The organism is Pseudomonas sp. MM227, from assembly GCF_947090715.1.
Classification (GTDB): domain Bacteria; phylum Pseudomonadota; class Gammaproteobacteria; order Pseudomonadales; family Pseudomonadaceae; genus Aquipseudomonas; species Aquipseudomonas baltica.
Genome location: NZ_OX352319.1, coordinates 1,456,040 through 1,471,219, shown reverse-complemented (window position 1 = coordinate 1,471,219; position 15,180 = coordinate 1,456,040). Strand labels below are relative to the sequence as shown.

10 protein-coding genes and 2 pseudogenes are annotated in these 15,180 nt (G+C 65.3%); 4 read left to right on the top strand and 8 right to left on the bottom strand.

Going from position 1 to position 15,180, the window contains the following annotated elements; genetic code table 11:
• Positions 1-5: 5 nt before the first annotated feature.
• Positions 6-1,707 (bottom strand): annotated as a pseudogene (locus tag ONG87_RS06745) (DEAD/DEAH box helicase).
• A 353-nt stretch (positions 1,708-2,060) separates the two neighbouring features.
• Here ONG87_RS06745 and ONG87_RS06740 point away from each other — a divergent pair.
• The gene (locus tag ONG87_RS06740) at positions 2,061-2,852 is read left to right on the top strand and encodes a crotonase/enoyl-CoA hydratase family protein (protein ID WP_264382487.1); all 792 of its coding nucleotides are present in this window, start codon (positions 2,061-2,063) and stop codon (positions 2,850-2,852) included.
• 26 nt (positions 2,853-2,878) lie between these two features.
• Here the strand turns inward: ONG87_RS06740 and ONG87_RS06735 are convergent, their stop codons facing one another.
• Both ONG87_RS06735 and ONG87_RS06730 read right to left on the bottom strand, forming a co-directional pair.
• Positions 2,879-3,580, bottom strand: coding sequence for a spermidine synthase (locus ONG87_RS06735; RefSeq protein WP_192057782.1), 702 nt, complete (start codon positions 3,578-3,580; stop codon positions 2,879-2,881).
• A 157-nt stretch (positions 3,581-3,737) separates the two neighbouring features.
• Positions 3,738-4,487 carry a sulfite exporter TauE/SafE family protein gene (locus tag ONG87_RS06730; protein ID WP_122479138.1) on the bottom strand — a complete coding sequence of 250 codons (750 nt, stop codon included), beginning with the start codon at positions 4,485-4,487 and terminating at the stop codon, positions 3,738-3,740.
• A gap of 216 nt (positions 4,488-4,703) precedes the next feature.
• Between ONG87_RS06730 and ONG87_RS06725 the strand changes: the two genes are divergently transcribed.
• Together ONG87_RS06725 and ONG87_RS06720 are read left to right on the top strand one after the other, a co-directional pair.
• Complete coding sequence (locus tag ONG87_RS06725) at positions 4,704-5,174, top strand: MarR family winged helix-turn-helix transcriptional regulator (RefSeq protein ID WP_185793835.1); 471 nt, start codon at positions 4,704-4,706, stop codon at positions 5,172-5,174.
• 72 nt (positions 5,175-5,246) lie between these two features.
• Positions 5,247-5,969 (top strand): FadR/GntR family transcriptional regulator, encoded by a 723-nt coding sequence (locus ONG87_RS06720; RefSeq protein ID WP_122479140.1) that lies wholly within the window; start codon positions 5,247-5,249, stop codon positions 5,967-5,969.
• 41 nt (positions 5,970-6,010) lie between these two features.
• Here ONG87_RS06720 and ONG87_RS06715 read toward each other — a convergent pair.
• Positions 6,011-7,315: pseudogene (locus tag ONG87_RS06715) on the bottom strand (MFS transporter); the annotation flags it as partial.
• A gap of 226 nt (positions 7,316-7,541) precedes the next feature.
• Here ONG87_RS06715 and ONG87_RS06710 point away from each other — a divergent pair.
• Positions 7,542-11,012 (top strand): PAS domain-containing hybrid sensor histidine kinase/response regulator, encoded by a 3,471-nt coding sequence (locus ONG87_RS06710; RefSeq protein WP_192053975.1) that lies wholly within the window; start codon positions 7,542-7,544, stop codon positions 11,010-11,012.
• Here ONG87_RS06710 and rmuC read toward each other — a convergent pair.
• The 4 genes from rmuC to hydA form a co-directional block, all read right to left on the bottom strand.
• Complete coding sequence (gene rmuC / locus ONG87_RS06705) at positions 10,983-12,389, bottom strand: DNA recombination protein RmuC (protein ID WP_205930075.1); 1,407 nt, start codon at positions 12,387-12,389, stop codon at positions 10,983-10,985. The genes ONG87_RS06710 and rmuC overlap by 30 nt on opposite strands.
• 182 nt (positions 12,390-12,571) lie before the next feature.
• A complete protein-coding gene (locus ONG87_RS06700; protein ID WP_122479144.1) occupies positions 12,572-12,865 on the bottom strand; it encodes a sel1 repeat family protein in 294 nt (97 codons plus the stop codon).
• A gap of 134 nt (positions 12,866-12,999) precedes the next feature.
• A complete protein-coding gene (locus ONG87_RS06695; RefSeq protein WP_264382486.1) occupies positions 13,000-13,746 on the bottom strand; it encodes a fumarylacetoacetate hydrolase family protein in 747 nt (248 codons plus the stop codon).
• The gene (hydA, locus tag ONG87_RS06690) at positions 13,743-15,179 is read right to left on the bottom strand and encodes a dihydropyrimidinase (protein WP_122479146.1); all 1,437 of its coding nucleotides are present in this window, start codon (positions 15,177-15,179) and stop codon (positions 13,743-13,745) included. The genes ONG87_RS06695 and hydA overlap by 4 nt, the downstream gene beginning before the upstream one ends.
• Position 15,180: the final 1 nt, after the last annotated feature.

The window sequence follows — 15,180 nt, the reverse complement described above, 5'->3', positions numbered from 1 at the left end:
GGCAATCAGTCTTCGCGATAGCGACGCAGTTTCAGCTGCTTGCCAGCGACACGGGTGTCCTTGAGCTTGCTCAACAGACTCTCCAGGCCATCTTCCGGCAGCTCGACCAGGCTGAAGCTGTCGCGCACCTGAATGCGACCGATGGCTTCACGGGCCAGCCCGCCTTCGTTGAGGATGGCGCCAAGCAGGTTCTTCGCGGCGATCCCGTCGCGAGCACCCAGGGCCGTACGGCAGCGTGCGCGGCCTTCGCCCAGGGGCATTGGCGCGCGGCGCTCACGGTCACTGCGCTCAGGACGATCACCGCTGCTGGTACGTTCGCGCGGAGCGCTGGTCGGAACCAGAGGCTGCTCCTTCTCGACCGCATCCAGGGTCAACGCTTGGCCATTGGTGGCCTTGCGCAGCAGGGCTGCGGCCAGGGCGCGCGGGGTGCAACCGATGTCGGCGGTCAGGCGATCGAGCAACTCGCCATGAGTGCTTTCGGCGTCTGCGACCAGCGGAGCGAGGCTGTTGGTCAGCTTCTTGATGCGCGCATCCAGCACGGCCTGGCCGTTGGGCAGGCGAACCTCGGCAACCTTCTGCCCGGTCACGCGCTCGATCACCTGCAGCATGCGGCGTTCACGCGGGGTGACCAGCAGCAGAGCACGGCCTTCGCGACCGGCACGGCCGGTACGACCGATACGGTGCACGTAGGACTCGGGGTCGTACGGCATGTCGACGTTGAACACGTGAGTGATGCGCGGTACGTCCAGGCCACGGGCAGCGACGTCGGTGGCGACGACGATATCCAGGCGGCCATCCTTGAGCGACTCGATGACACGCTCACGCTGGTTCTGGGCAATGTCACCGTTGAGTGCCGCGGCCTTGTAGCCTTTGGCTTCCAGGGCGCTGGCCAGGTCGAGCGTGGCTTGCTTGGTGCGCACGAAGGCGATCAGGGCGTCGAACTCTTCGACTTCCAGCAGGCGCAGGACAGCCGAGGTCTTCTGGTCGGCGTGAACCAGCAGGTGAGCCTGCTCGATCGCGGTGACGGTCTGAGTCTTGGTCTGGATCTTGACGTGCTTGGGGTCACGCAGGTGACGCTCGGCGATCGCGCGGATCGACTGCGGCAAGGTGGCCGAGAACAGTACGGTCTGGCGAGTCTCGGGCATGGCCTTGAAGATGACTTCCAGGTCATCCATGAAGCCCAGCTTGAGCATTTCGTCGGCTTCGTCGAGCACCAGGTGGTTCACGGTGGCGAGGACTTTCTCGTCACGACGCAGGTGGTCGCACAGACGGCCGGGGGTGGCGACGACGATTTGCGCGCCGTTGCGGATTGCTTTCAACTGCGGGCCCATCGGGGCACCGCCGTACACGGCCACTACGGTAACGCCAGGCATCTGCTTGGCGTAGGTTTCGAATGCAGTGGCTACTTGTAGCGCCAACTCACGGGTTGGCGCCAGGATCAGGGCTTGCGGCTCGCGCTTGCTCGGGTCGATACGATGCAGGATCGGCAGAGCAAAGGCCGCGGTCTTGCCGGTGCCTGTCTGCGCCTGGCCGATCATGTCATGACCGGCGAGAATGATCGGGATCGATTGTTGCTGGATAGCCGAAGGCTCTTCGTAGCCGGTAGCGACTACAGCAGCAACAATGTTCGGATGAAGTTCGAGAGCGGCGAAGCCGCCGATTTCCTGGGTCATGGGTCTGCCTCTAAGTGCATCCGCAAAGACCCATGCTCCAAAGCTGCGCATGCCTTGTAAGACTCGAGAGTCACCCTGGCAGCTTTGTCGGCGGGGATTTGCGAAAACGATTGAATGAAAGAATCGTTAGGGAGAGTCCGCGGAACGGACATGCAGCCGAAGCTGTCTTCGGGGGATTGCGCTACCTAAACGTGGCCTGGTTAAAGACCGGCGCGCACTATACCTGAAAATGGCCGCGACGTGAGACTTTTTTGAACCATCGTGCCGCGTGCACGCCTGAGCCACACGGGCTTTGCGCGAATCGGCGGCGCAGTCTATTTTAGCAGAGGCGCCTGCGCAGGTGCGGCAGCTGAAACCTTTCACTCAAACCATTCCGAGGATGCCGTCATGCCTACCCCCTGCCCCGGCAAGGTCAGCTGCGAGCTGCGCGAGCACGTCATGCTCATCGGCCTGGACCGTACTGCCAAGCGCAACGCCTTCGACCTGCCCATGCTCGACGCCCTGAGCCTGGCCTACGGCGCGTTCGAGCGCGAGCCGGCGGCACGCGTGGCCCTGGTGTTCTGCCATGGCGAGCACTTCACTGCGGGGCTGGACCTGGCCGAGGTGAGCACGCGCCTGAGCCAGGGCTGGCAGGTACCGCCTGGGGGCTGCGATCCCTGGCGAGTCTCGGGTGGGCCGGTGGTGAGCAAGCCTGTGATCGTCGCAGCCCAGGGTTATTGCCTGACCGTGGGCATCGAGCTGATGCTCGCGGCCGACATCAACCTGTGCGCGAGCAATACCCGTTTTGCCCAGATGGAAGTGCAGCGCGGCTTGTTCCCGTTCGGCGGCGCCACGCTGCGCCTGCAGCAGATAGCCGGCTGGGGCAACGCCATGCGCTGGTTGCTGACCGGCGATGAGTTCGATGCCCATGAAGCCTTGCGCCTGGGTCTGGTGCAGGAAGTGATGGCCAGCGAAGACCTGCTGCCCAACGCCCTGCAGCTTGCTCAGCGGATTGCCCGACAGGCACCGCTGGGCGTGCAGGCGACCCTGGCGTCGGCACGCCTGGCCGTGAGCGAAGGCGAAGGCGCCGCCAGCCGCCAGTTGGCGGCAACCAGCGGGCGCCTGTTCGCCAGCGAGGACGCGCGCGAAGGTCTGGCGGCCATGCAGCAGCAGCGCCCTGCCCTGTTCCAGGGCCAGTAGCGTCGCCAGTGGTGCGGCGCACTGCCTCAGCTGGCCGGGCGCACCAGGTCGATCAGGCCCTGCAGCGAGTAACCCAGCCGGGGCGCAAGGGCCTCGGCGCGCTGGCACAGGCCGGCCATGTCCAATACCTGCTCGACATCGGCCGGCACCATGACGATCACGTTGCCCTCCTTGACTGGCAATTCCCAGTAGTGACGCTGGTAGAGCCCGCGCAGCAAGGCGGCCCCGAGCGGCTTGCCGTCGTCACCGGCCCACTGGTTGATGATCAGCCAGCCATCGGGGTTCAGGCGTTGCTGGCACTGTTCCAGGAACCGCCAGGCCAGGTGGGCGGGGGCCGGGCCGTGGTCGGTGTACAGGTCGACGAAGATCAGGTCGGCGGTTTCGGCAGTGGGCAGCAGTTCAAGCGCGTCGCCGACGCGGATGTACAGCCTTGGATCGTCTTCCAGGCCCATGTATTCGATGGCCAGGCGAGGCACGTCCGGGCGCAGTTCGATGCACTCGACGTCTTCCAGGGGCAGGAACTTCAGGCAGGCCTGGGTCAGGGTACCGGCACCCAGACCCAGGAACAGGGCACTTTCAGGTTGCGCATGGCAAAGCGCGCCCACCAGCATGGCGCGGGTGTAGTCGTATTCCAGCCAGCTGGGGTCGGCCGTGAACGTGCAGCTCTGTTCTATGGCATCGCCGAATTCGAGGAAGCGGTAGTCGGCGACTTCCAGCACGCGGATCATGCCCCAGGCGTCGTGCACCTCGGCCAATATGCGCTCGGTGCGTTCGCGGGGTTGCAGGGTGTCTTGGTCTTCCACCTGGAGGCTCGTCACGACGTATGAAAGCGCCGATTGTGGCATTAATCCACCCGAGCCGGCACCTGGTGTGGTGGGCCAGGCCTCAGACCTTGAACAGCAGCAGGATGGCGCACAGCAGCAGAAACACGCAGAAGCTGCCGCGCAGGACCGTTTCCGACAGGCTATAGGCGATCTTCACCCCCCAGCTGATGCTCAACAGGCCGCCAATGGCCATCGGCACGCCCATGGCCCAATCGACATGATCGTGCACGGCATAGGTCAGGAGTGTCACACTGGTGCTGGGCGCGGCCAGGGCCAGCGACAGGCCCTGGGCCATGATCTGGGTGGTGCCGAAAACGCTGGTGAGTACGGGTGTGGCCAGCACGGCGCCGCCAACTCCGAAAAAGCCTCCGATCACACCGGAAAAGCCACCCAGTACACCCAGCCACGGCCAGGAATGACGCATCTCGCCCGTACCGTTCACGGGGCGCAGGAACATCTGCGCAATGTTGTAGACTACCAGCACCAACAGGAAGGCCACGAAGCCCACCCGCATCGACGCCGGGTCCAGCCCTGCCGCGAGCACCGAGGCAAGCCAGGCGAACACCAGTCCGCCGCTGGCCAATGGCAAGGCATTGCGCCAGGGTATGGGACGACGCTGGTGATAGCGCCATAATGCCAGGAGCACATTGGGCACGACCATCACCAGCGACGTGCCCTGGGCCAGTTGCTGGTCCACGCCGAACAGCACGCCGAGTGCCGGGATCGCGATCAAGCCCCCGCCGATGCCGAACACCCCACCCAGCGTGCCCATCACCGCACCCAAGGCAATGTAGAGCAATGTTTCGAACATACTGTCTCTCTCTATCCGCCGCGCCTCATCCAGCCGTGCATCCTACCAGTGTGACCGCCGCCGAAGGATGTAGAAGTGCTGCACAACCTCGAACGAACTATGCACGGTGTTTGTAGCTCGAAATCAACACCAGCTTCACGAAGGAACGAGCGAAGCGCCGACACCTGCGAACGGCGGATCGCCTAATGCACTTGCACCATTGGAAAAAGGATCAGCATGAACACCGAATCCACTCACGACGAGGCAGTCAGCGCCGACGACAGCCTGCTGCTGGATAATCAGCTGTGCTTCTCGCTGTACTCGACATCGCTGCTGATGACCAAGGTGTACAAGCCCTTGTTGCAGGCACTGGGCCTGACCTACCCGCAATACCTGACCATGATGGTGTTGTGGGAAAAGAACGGCATGACCGTGGGCGAAATCAGTACTCGCCTGCTGACCGACCCCGGCTCGCTGACGCCGCTGCTCAAGCGCCTGGAAGCCGAAGGCTTGCTCAGCCGTACCCGCAGCAAGGACGACGAGCGCGTGGTCATCGTCGAGCTCACGCCGCAGGGTCGTGCGCTGCGCGAGAAGGCCGAGTCGGTGCCGCTCAACATCGTCAAGGCCAGCTGCCACAGCAGTGCCGAACTGCGCGCGCTGCAGACCAGCCTGCTGTCGCTGCGCAAGAACCTGCAGCAAGGGCTCTGACACCCCGTCCGAAGACTTGGCGCGCAGGTGCTATCATCGCGCATTACCTGCCCCAAGGACCGAATGCACCCCATGGATTATCGCAAGCCTTCAGATCGCAAAAGCATGCACTCGCGGATCGTCCAGGAGTTGGGGATGCAGATCGTCTCCGGCCGCTTCAAGCCTGACGATCGGCTGCCCGCCGAAGCCCTGCTGTGTGAAGAATACGCGGTCAGTCGTCCGGTGCTGCGCGAGGCGACCCGTGTGTTGGTGGCCAAGGGCCTGGTGTACTCCCGGCCGCGGGTGGGTTCGGTGGTCAAGCCGCGCCGTGAGTGGCACATGCTCGACCCCGATGTCTTGCACTGGGTGATGCAGAGCACGCCGCAGAACGAATTCTTCGCCCTGTTGACCAGCGTGCGCAGCATCATCGAGCCGGCAGCGGCGGCGCTGGCCGCCCAGCACGCCACCGAGGCCGAGGTGGCTTCGATCGGCGAGGCCTACCAGCGCATGGAGGCGGCCGGGTCGGTCGATGACGTGCTCCAGCCGGACCTGGATTTCCACAGCCGCATCGCCGATGCCACGCATAATGACCTGCTCGCGCACCTGTGCAACATGCTGTCGCTGGCCTTGCGTGAGGCCCTGCGGCATTCCAACCAGCGGCCCAACCTGCATGAGTTGGCCCTGCCGCGGCACAAGGCAATTCTGACGGCCATCGAGAACGGTGATGCCCTGGGTGCCCGACATGCCACGCTGGTCCAGCTCGACGACGCACGCAACGCGCTCAGCGTGGTGCTGGGACGGCCCGAATCGCTGTAGGCCTGCTCGGTACAGCGGAGCCGCAGCGGTCAATCACCACGCAGCCAGAGCTGGAAGCGCGAAGCGAACTCGGGCACCGCGCTGAAGATGTACGCATTGACGGCCAGATTGGCCAGCGACACCACCAGGAACAGCTGGGGAATGCTCAGCTTCGCCACGCTGAGCAAGAGGATGGACACGATGGCCGACACCACCATGAACAGCGAATTGAGGATGTTGTTGGCAGCGATGACCCGGGCGCGCTGCTCGGTGGCGGTACGTGACTGGATCAGCGCGTACAGCGGCACGATGTAGAACCCGCCAAAGACGCCCAGGCCGAGGATGTCCAGCAATACCCACCAGGTCTGATCATGACCCAGCACCGTCAGCCAGCCTTGTGGCTGCGCGGCCTGCACGACGCCGTTGGAATGCCACCACAGCAGCAGCCCGAACAGCGTCAGGCCTAGCGCCCCCAAGGGCACCAGGCCCATCTCGACCTTGTGCCGGGACAGCCGCTCGCACAGCATCGAACCCAGCGCGATGCCCACCGAGAACACGGTGAGGATCAAGGTGACCACGGTTTCGTCGCCGTCCAGCCACTGCTGGGCATAGGCGGGAATCTGGGTCAGGTAGACCGCGCCGACGAACCAGAACCAGGAGTTGCCGACCAGCGAGCGCGACACCGCGCGGGTCTGACCCAGGCCCAGGCGCAGGGTGAACCAGGTCTGCCGGGCGATGTTCCAGTCCAGCACCAGCCCCGGATTGGCGGCGCTGACCGGCGGGATGCTGCGGCTGGCGACATAGCCCAGTACGGCGACCGACAGCACGGCGGTGGCGACGACGCCGGCGTGGTTGGCGGACGACATCATCATGCCCGCTCCGATGGTGCCGGCCAGGATCGCCAGAAACGTGCCCATCTCCACCAGGCCATTGCCCCCTACCAGTTCTTCGGGTCGCAGGGCCTGAGGCATGATCGAGTACTTGACCGGGCCGAACAGCGCCGAGTGGGTCCCCATGGCGAACAGCGCGACCAGCATCAACCACAGTTGGTCGAATGCCAACCCTACTGCCCCCACCGCCATGATGACGATCTCGGCCAGCTTGATGGCGCGGATCAGGCGGTCCTTGGCGAACTTTTCGCCGAACTGCCCGGCCAGCGCCGAGAACAGAAAGAACGGCAGGATGAACAGCAGCGCGCAGAGGTTGACCCAGACGCTGCGGTCGCCCTCGATGGCAAGCTTGTAGAGGATCGTCAGGATCAGCGATTGCTTGAAGATGTTGTCGTTGAAAGCACCCAGGGCCTGGGTCACGAAAAACGGCAGGAAACGGCGCTTGCCGAGCAAGGCGAACTGCGACTGCTGACTCATCGATCCTGTACCTGAATGATGCCGCGTGGACTGGGCTCTGGCGGGGGGACGAGGCCGCGGGCAGCGGCGGCATCGTCGGCGCACAGCATAACGCTATACCGCCTATCGCCCAACTCGATGACAGTGGCTGCGACCATGGTCGGCGCTGACGGCGCAGCGTGCGCCGTGCGAGACTGGCGGGTGCCCGCTTCGACGGGTGCCTGCCCGCCCCGTTCCGGAGTCATCGATGTCGTTGTCCAGCGGATTGATCGCCACCGTCGCCCTGGCCTACATGGCCGTGATGTTCGCCATCGCTTTCTACGGCGACCGCCGCAGCACGCCCCTGCCGCCCCGTGTACGGGCCTGGGTCTACAGCCTGTCGCTGGCGGTGTACTGCACCAGCTGGACGTTTTTCGGCGCGGTGGGCCAGGCGGCCGAGCAGTTGTGGGCGTTCCTGCCGATCTACCTGGGGCCGGTGCTGCTGATGCTGCTGGCACCCTGGGTGCAGCAGAAAATGGTGATGATCAGCAAGCAGGAGAACATCACCTCCATTGCCGACTTCATCGCGGCGCGCTATGGCAAGTCGCAGAGCCTCGCCGTGGTGGTGGCGCTGATCTGCCTGGTCGGCGTGCTGCCCTACATCGCCCTGCAACTCAAGGGCATCGTGCTGGGCGTGAACCTGCTGATCGGCGCCGGTGCCGACGCCACCGGTACCCGCGTACAGGACACCGCCATGGTGGTCACGCTGGTGCTGGCGCTGTTCACCATCCTGTTCGGCACACGCACGCTGGACGTTACCGAGCACCACCGCGGCATGGTCCTGGCGATCGCCTTCGAGGCGCTGGTCAAGCTGTTCGCGTTCCTCGCCGTGGGTATCTTCGTCACCTATGGGCTGTACGACGGTTTCGAGGACCTGCTCGACCAGGCCATGCTGGCGCCGCGCCTGGAAGCGTACTGGCAAGAGACGATCAATTGGCCCTCGATGGTGGTGCAGACCGGCGTGGCGATGATGGCCATTCTCTGCCTGCCGCGGCAGTTCCACGTGACCGTGGTGGAGAACACCGACCCGCAGGACCTGCGCCTCGCACGCTGGGTGTTTCCCGCCTACCTGATCCTGGCCGGACTGTTCGTGGTGCCGATCGCCCTGGCCGGGCAGATGCTGCTGCCCAGCTCGGTGATTCCCGACTCGTTCGTCATCAGCCTGCCGCTGGCCGAAGCCCACCCGGCCCTGGCCTTGCTGGCCTTCATCGGCGGTGCTTCGGCGGCGACCGGCATGGTCATCGTCGCCAGCGTAGCGCTGTCGACCATGGTTTCCAACGACATGCTGCTGCCCTGGCTGCTGCGTCGGCAAAGCGCGGAACGGCCCTTCGAAGTGTTTCGCCAGTGGATGCTCAGCGTCCGCCGAGTGAGCATCGTGGTGATCCTGCTGCTGGCCTACGTCAGCTACCGTCTGCTCGGTTCCACCGCCAGCCTCGCCACCATCGGCCAGATTGCCTTTGCCGCCGTGACCCAGCTGACCCCGGCAATGCTCGGTGCGCTGTACTGGAAACAGGCCAACCGTCGCGGGGTTTTCGCCGGGTTGGCGGTGGGCATCTTTCTCTGGTTCTACACCTTGGTGCTGCCGGTGGCGGCGCACAGTTTGAACCTGCCGCTGGACGTGTTCCCCGGCCTGGCCTGGATTCACGGCAACCCGTTCGGCCTGCCCATCAGCCCCATGACCCAAGGGGTGGTGCTGTCGCTGGCCGGCAATTTCATTCTGTTCGCCTGGGTTTCGGTGCTCTCGCGTACCCGCGTCAGCGAACATTGGCAAGCCGGGCGATTCATCGGCCAGGAGATCAATGCCGGGCCCCATGGCCGCTCGCTGCTGGCGGTGCAGATCAATGACCTGCTCAACCTGGCGGCACGCTTCGTCGGCGAGGAGCGCGCACGGCAAAGCTTTCTGCGCTACGCCTATCGGCAAGGCAAGGGTTTCAACCCCAACCAGAATGCCGATGGCCAGTGGATAGCCCATACCGAACGGCTGCTGGCAGGCGTGCTGGGCAGCTCGTCGACGCGCGCGGTGGTGAAGGCGGCCATCGAAGGCCGCGACATGCAGCTCGAAGACGTGGTGCGTATCGCCGACGAAGCCAGCGAAGTGCTGCAGTTCAACCGTGCCCTGCTGCAGGGCGCGATCGAGAACATCACCCAGGGCATCAGCGTGATCGACCAGTCGCTGCGCCTGGTGGCCTGGAATCACCGCTACCTGGAGCTGTTCAATTACCCGGAAGGCTTGATCAGCGTGGGCCGGCCGATTGCCGACATCATCCGCTACAACGCCGAGCGCGGCCTGTGCGGGCCCGGCGAGGCGCAGGTACACGTTGCCCGGCGCCTGCACTGGATGCGTCAGGGTCGCGCGCACACCTCCGAGCGCCTGTTTCCCAACGGGCGGGTCATCGAGCTGATCGGCAACCCGATGCCGGGCGGTGGCTTCGTCATGAGTTTCACCGACATCACCGCCTACCGCGAAGCCGCGCAGGCGCTCAAGGACGCCAACGAAGGCCTGGAACAACGGGTGACCGAGCGCACCCATGAGCTGTCCCAGCTGAACCAGGCGCTGACCGAAGCCAAGGGCCATGCCGAGTCGGCGAACCAGTCCAAGACGCGCTTCCTGGCAGCGGTCAGCCACGACCTGATGCAGCCGCTCAACGCGGCGCGGCTGTTCTCCGCAGCGCTGTCCCATCAGCCGGGCCTGTCGGCCGAAGCCAGCCAGCTGGTGCAGCACATGGACAACTCCTTGCGTTCGGCCGAAGACCTGATCAGCGACCTGCTGGATATTTCCCGCCTGGAGAACGGCAAGATCAGCCCGGACCGCAAGGGCTTCGCGCTCAACGAACTGTTCGACGCCTTGGGCCCTGAGTTCAAGGCCCAGGCTCGGGAACAGGGCCTGGACTTTCGCCTGCGGGGCAGCGCGCTGCGGGTGGACAGCGATATCAAGCTATTGCGCCGTGTATTGCAGAACTTCCTCACCAACGCCTTCCGCTATGGGCGCGGTCCGATCCTGCTGGGTGTGCGGCGCAAGCCAGGTGCGCTGAGCCTGGAGGTGTGGGACCGAGGCCCGGGCATTGCCCGCGACAAGCTGGAAATGATTTTCGAAGAATTCAAGCGCCTGGACAGTCACCAGACCCGTGCCGAAAAAGGCCTGGGGCTGGGCCTGGCGATTGCCGACGGCCTGTGCCGGGTGCTCGGCCACCCGTTGCAGGTGCGCTCATGGCCTGGCCATGGCAGCGTGTTCAGTGTGACCGTGCCCCTGGCCGGCGCAGACACGGCAACCGCCCTGCCCGCCCCGACGCCCATGAGCCAACCGCTGGGTGGTGCACGGGTGCTCTGCGTCGACAACGAAGACAGCATCCTGCTGGGCATGCACAGCTTGCTCAGCCGCTGGGGGTGCGAGGTATGGACCGCACGCAATCGCCAGGAGTGCGCAGCACTGCTGGCCGCCGGCAAGCGGCCGCAATTGGCGCTGGTGGATTTCCACCTGGACGAGGGCGAAACCGGTACGCAACTGATGGCCTGGCTGCGCACTGCGCTGGCCGAGCCGGTGCCGGGCGTGGTGATCAGCGCCGACGCGCGCCCCGAAACCGTCGCCCTGGTGCACGCCGCCGGGCTGGACTACCTGGCCAAACCGGTGAAGCCTGCGGCCTTGCGGGCGCTACTCAACCGGCACCTGGGCCGGCACTGACACGCCGTCGGCGTCGGCCTCGGCGCCGCTGTCTTGATGGGCCTCGGTCATGGCGCGCTCGAGCAGGTCAGGCGGCAGGCTCTTGCTGGCGCGGGCGCCCAGCAGTTTGAGCTGCTCGCTGCGGCTGACCAGGTTGCCACGTCCTTCGGTGAGCTTGTTGCGCGCCGCGCCGTAGGCCTTGTCCAACTGCTGCAGGCGGTTACCGACTTCGTCGAGGTCCTGGATGAACAACACAAACTTGTCATACAGCCATCCGGCGCGCTCGGCGATCTCGCGGGCGTTCTGGCTTTGCCGCTCCTGCTTCCACAGGCTGTCGATGACGCGCAGAGTAGCCAGCAGGGTGGTCGGGCTGACGATGACGATCTGCCGGTCGAAGGCCTCCTGGAACAGGTTGGGCTCGGCCTGCAACGCGGCCGAGAATGCCGCCTCGATGGGCACGAAGAGCAGGACGAAATCCAGGCTGTGCAAACCGTCCAGGCGACTGTAGTCCTTGCCGGAAAGGCCTTTGACGTGATTGCGCAGCGACAGCACGTGCTGCTTCAAGGCCGCCTGGGCAATGGCACCGTCTTCGGCGGCGATGTATTGCTGATAGGCAGTGAGGCTGACCTTGGAATCGACCACCACCTGCTTGTCGCCGGGCAGCATGATCAGCACGTCGGGCTGGAAGCGCTCGCCATCCGGGCCCTTGAGGCTGACCTGGGTCTGGTACTCGCGGCCCTTCTCCAGCCCGGCATGCTCGAGCACCCGCTCCAGAATCAGCTCGCCCCAGTTGCCCTGGGTTTTCTGACCCTTGAGGGCCTGGGTCAGGTTGGTGGCTTCGGTACTCAGGCGCTGGTTGAGCTGTTGCAGGCGCTCCAGTTCCTTGCCCAGGGAAAAGCGCTCGCGGGCCTCGTTCTGGTAGCTCTCTTCAACGCGCTTTTCGAACGACTGGATACGCTCCTTGAGTGGATCGAGCAACTGGCCCAGGCGTTGCTGGCTGTTTTCGGCAAAGCGTTGCTCGCGCTCGTCGAAGATTTTGCCGGCCAGTTCGGCGAACTGCGCGCGCAGTTCGTCCCGTGAACCCTGCAGGTCGTTCAGGCGTTGCTGGTGGCTGTCCTGCTGTTCGCGCAATTCGGCTGATAGCCCGGCGCACTGGGCATCGAGGCGACGCAACTCGGTTTCCCGGGTGCTGCGCTCCAGGCTCCAGGCGTGGGCGGCATCGCGGGCATTGTCGCGTTCGTTCTGCAACAGTTCGACCTCGCGGCGCAGGCTGGCCAGTTCGGCTTGCTTGGCCGAGTTGGCCTGGCTCAGATCGCTGACCTCATCGCGGCAGGCGTCGAGCTGCGCGCTCAGGCCGTCCTGAGCCAATTGGGCGTTACTCAGGCGCTCGTCGAGCAAGGCGACCTGGGCCAGGGCGGCGTTGCTTTTGCGCTGCAGCTGCCAGGCCAGCGCCAGGCACGGCAAGGCGGCAGCCAGCAGGCCGATCAACAGGCTGGTCACGTCCAGGGCCATGGTGTGCTCTCATGCGAATTCGATGAGCGGCAGTCTGAGGCCATTGGCCGCCTGGGGCAAACCGAGTGTCAGTCGCGACGCAGATCGCTCAGTGCGTTCTGTGCGCCCGCATCGCCGGCGCGGGCGGCCTGCCGCAGGAGTTGCTGACCGATGCGCTGGTCACGGGCGTTGCCACAATCGCGGCACATCAACTGGCCGAGGCGGCTCTGCGCGACCACCACGCCTTCGCGCGCGGGCTGCTTGAGCATGCGCCCGGCTAGGTGCTTGACGTTGACCTTGTGGCCCAGGCGGGGGCTGTCGAGCAGCCAGAGGGCGACCTTGAGGGTGAAGCGCTTGGGTGCAGCGGGTGCGGAACTTTTCATGGAAAAACTTTGGGCAGATCGGAAAAGCGCGCCACTCTACTCTTTTTTCCCGGCGAATGCGCGGGGGCAACGACCGGCGCCACCCCCCTCCCCGCAGGAGCGGTCCGTGGCCGCGAAGGGCGCAACGCGGTGGTTCAGGTGGCGAGGGTTACGGTGCCGATGCCGGGGAAGTCGACTTCGATGCTGGCGCCTGGGGGCGCCCAGTGGATGCCGGTCCAGCTTCCGGTGGCGATCAGATCGCCCGCGCGCAGCGGGTTGCCCAATGCGACAGCGTGTCGCGCCAGCCACGGCAGGGAGTTCAACGGTTCGCGGAACGGGTGGCTACCCAGCCCACGTACCACTTGTTCGCCGTCGACGTGCAGCGTGGCGGCCTGGGCCGACCAGTCGGGGACGGCCGCCAGCGTTACAGGCAGGCCAACGATCAACTCACGGTTGAGCTGCTGGTCGGCCAGTCGCAGCAGGGCATCGGCCTGGATGCCGTCGACCCAGCGCGTATCGCACAACTCGATGCCCGGCATCCAGGCGTCGATGGCCGCATAGGCGGCGGCCAGGTCGGTGTGTTCGTCCAGATCCCGGGACAAGCGCACGAACAGCTCGCCTTCGATACCCAACGCGTGGCAGTGCCCGGGCGGCACCTGCCAACCGGATGCGCGCACGGTACCGGCCGGCACGCCTGCGGCACTGATGAGGCTGCCCGGCGCACCTCCCAGTTTCCAGGCCCGCGCGGGCGCGTGGGCAAACCAGCCCATCGCCTCGGCCACCCGCCGCTGCACGTCATACGCCTGCGCCTCGCTGTCCAGACGCAAGCCTTCGACCGGCTGCCGCCTACCCTCGCGCCAGGCGCGAATGAGCCGCTGCGCCACCTGCTCGACCGCGCTCACAGCGGCAACTCGGTGTTGCGCCGACGCACCTGCGCCGGTGCCGGACGCTCGCAGGGCAAAAACTGGCCCCGCCCCGCTTCGCCCCGAGGCTCACCGTCCCATACCACTTCGCCGCGCGACAGGGTGATGGCCGGCCAGGCGCTCAGCTGCATGCCGGCGTAAGGGGTGTAGTCGACGTTGTGGTGCAACATCTCGTTGCTGATCGACACCGGCTGCCCTTCGTCCCAGATCACCAGATCGGCATCGGCGCCGATGGCGATACTGCCCTTGCGCGGGTACAGCCCGTACATCTTCGCAGCGTTGGTCGACGTCAGCGCGACGAAACTTTGCGCAGTGATGCGCCCAGTGCGCACGCCTTCGGACCACAACAGCGCCATGCGTGTTTCCACACCGGGAATGCCGTTGGCGATCTGGTCGAACGACACGTCTTCGCCGTGGGCCTTCTTGCCATCGGGGCCGTCGTAACGAAACGGCGCGTGGTCGGACGAGAAGATCTCGAACGAACCGTTTTCCAGCCCGTCCCAGATCACCTGCTGGTTTGCGGCGTCCCGAGGCGGTGGGCTGCAGATGCATTTGGCGCCTTCGAAGCTGTCGTCGCAGCCCAGCGAGTCGGCGGTCAGAAACAGGTATTGCGGGCAGGTTTCGGCATACACCTTCAAACCGTGGTTCTGCGCCCAGCGAATCTGTTCCACGGCCTCGCGACCCGACACGTGGACGATGAGGATGGGCACATCCACCAGTTCGGCCAAGGCAATGGCCCGGTGCGTGGCCTCGCGTTCCACCAGCATCGGTCGCGAGCTGGCGTGGTAGCGCGGCGCGCTGAGCCCGGCCGCCAGCAGCCGCTCGGTGAGCCAGGCGATGCAGTCGCTGTTCTCGGCATGCAACATGACCATGGCGCCTTCGCGGCGGGCCACGGACAGGGTTTCGAGAATCTCTCGGTCACCCAGTTTCAGCGCGTCGTAGGTCATGTAGATCTTGAACGAGGTATAGCCCTCGGCGATCAGTGCCGGCAATTCCTCACGCAGGACCTGCGGCGTGGGGTCGGTGACGATCAGGTGGAAGGCGTAGTCGATCACCGGCTTGTTGCCTGCCCGGCGATGGTAGTCATCCACTGCTGCACGCAGGGTTTCACCCTTCTGCTGACAGGCGAAAGGAATCACCGTGGTGGTCCCGCCGCAGGCCGCCGACACCGTGCCGCTGAAAAAGTCGTCGGCCATCACCGAGCCGTCGCCGGTGGGTTGGTCCAGGTGCACATGGCTGTCGATGCCGCCGGGGGTCACGTGCCGGCCGGCCGCGTCGATTTCCGCAAGGCCTGGGGGCAGCTCCAGGGCCAGGGCAACGATGCGCCCGTCGCGAATGCCGATGTCACTGGTGAAGGTGTCTGCGGCAGTGACCACGCGAGCGTTGCGAATAACCGTATCGAAAGGTTGCATA

Excerpts from the sequence above, each read along its gene's own strand:
- ONG87_RS06740 (WP_264382487.1), top strand. The coding sequence starts at position 2,061 with ATGCCTACCCCCTGCCCCGGCAAGGTCAGCTGCGAGCTGCGCGAGCAC.
- ONG87_RS06735 (WP_192057782.1), bottom strand. The coding sequence starts at position 3,580 with ATGATCCGCGTGCTGGAAGTCGCCGACTACCGCTTCCTCGAATTCGGC.
- ONG87_RS06730 (WP_122479138.1), bottom strand. The coding sequence starts at position 4,487 with ATGTTCGAAACATTGCTCTACATTGCCTTGGGTGCGGTGATGGGCACG.
- ONG87_RS06725 (WP_185793835.1), top strand. The coding sequence starts at position 4,704 with ATGAACACCGAATCCACTCACGACGAGGCAGTCAGCGCCGACGACAGC.
- ONG87_RS06720 (WP_122479140.1), top strand. The coding sequence starts at position 5,247 with ATGGATTATCGCAAGCCTTCAGATCGCAAAAGCATGCACTCGCGGATC.
- ONG87_RS06710 (WP_192053975.1), top strand. The coding sequence starts at position 7,542 with ATGTCGTTGTCCAGCGGATTGATCGCCACCGTCGCCCTGGCCTACATG.
- ONG87_RS06700 (WP_122479144.1), bottom strand. The coding sequence starts at position 12,865 with ATGAAAAGTTCCGCACCCGCTGCACCCAAGCGCTTCACCCTCAAGGTC.
- hydA (WP_122479146.1), bottom strand. The coding sequence starts at position 15,179 with ATGCAACCTTTCGATACGGTTATTCGCAACGCTCGCGTGGTCACTGCC.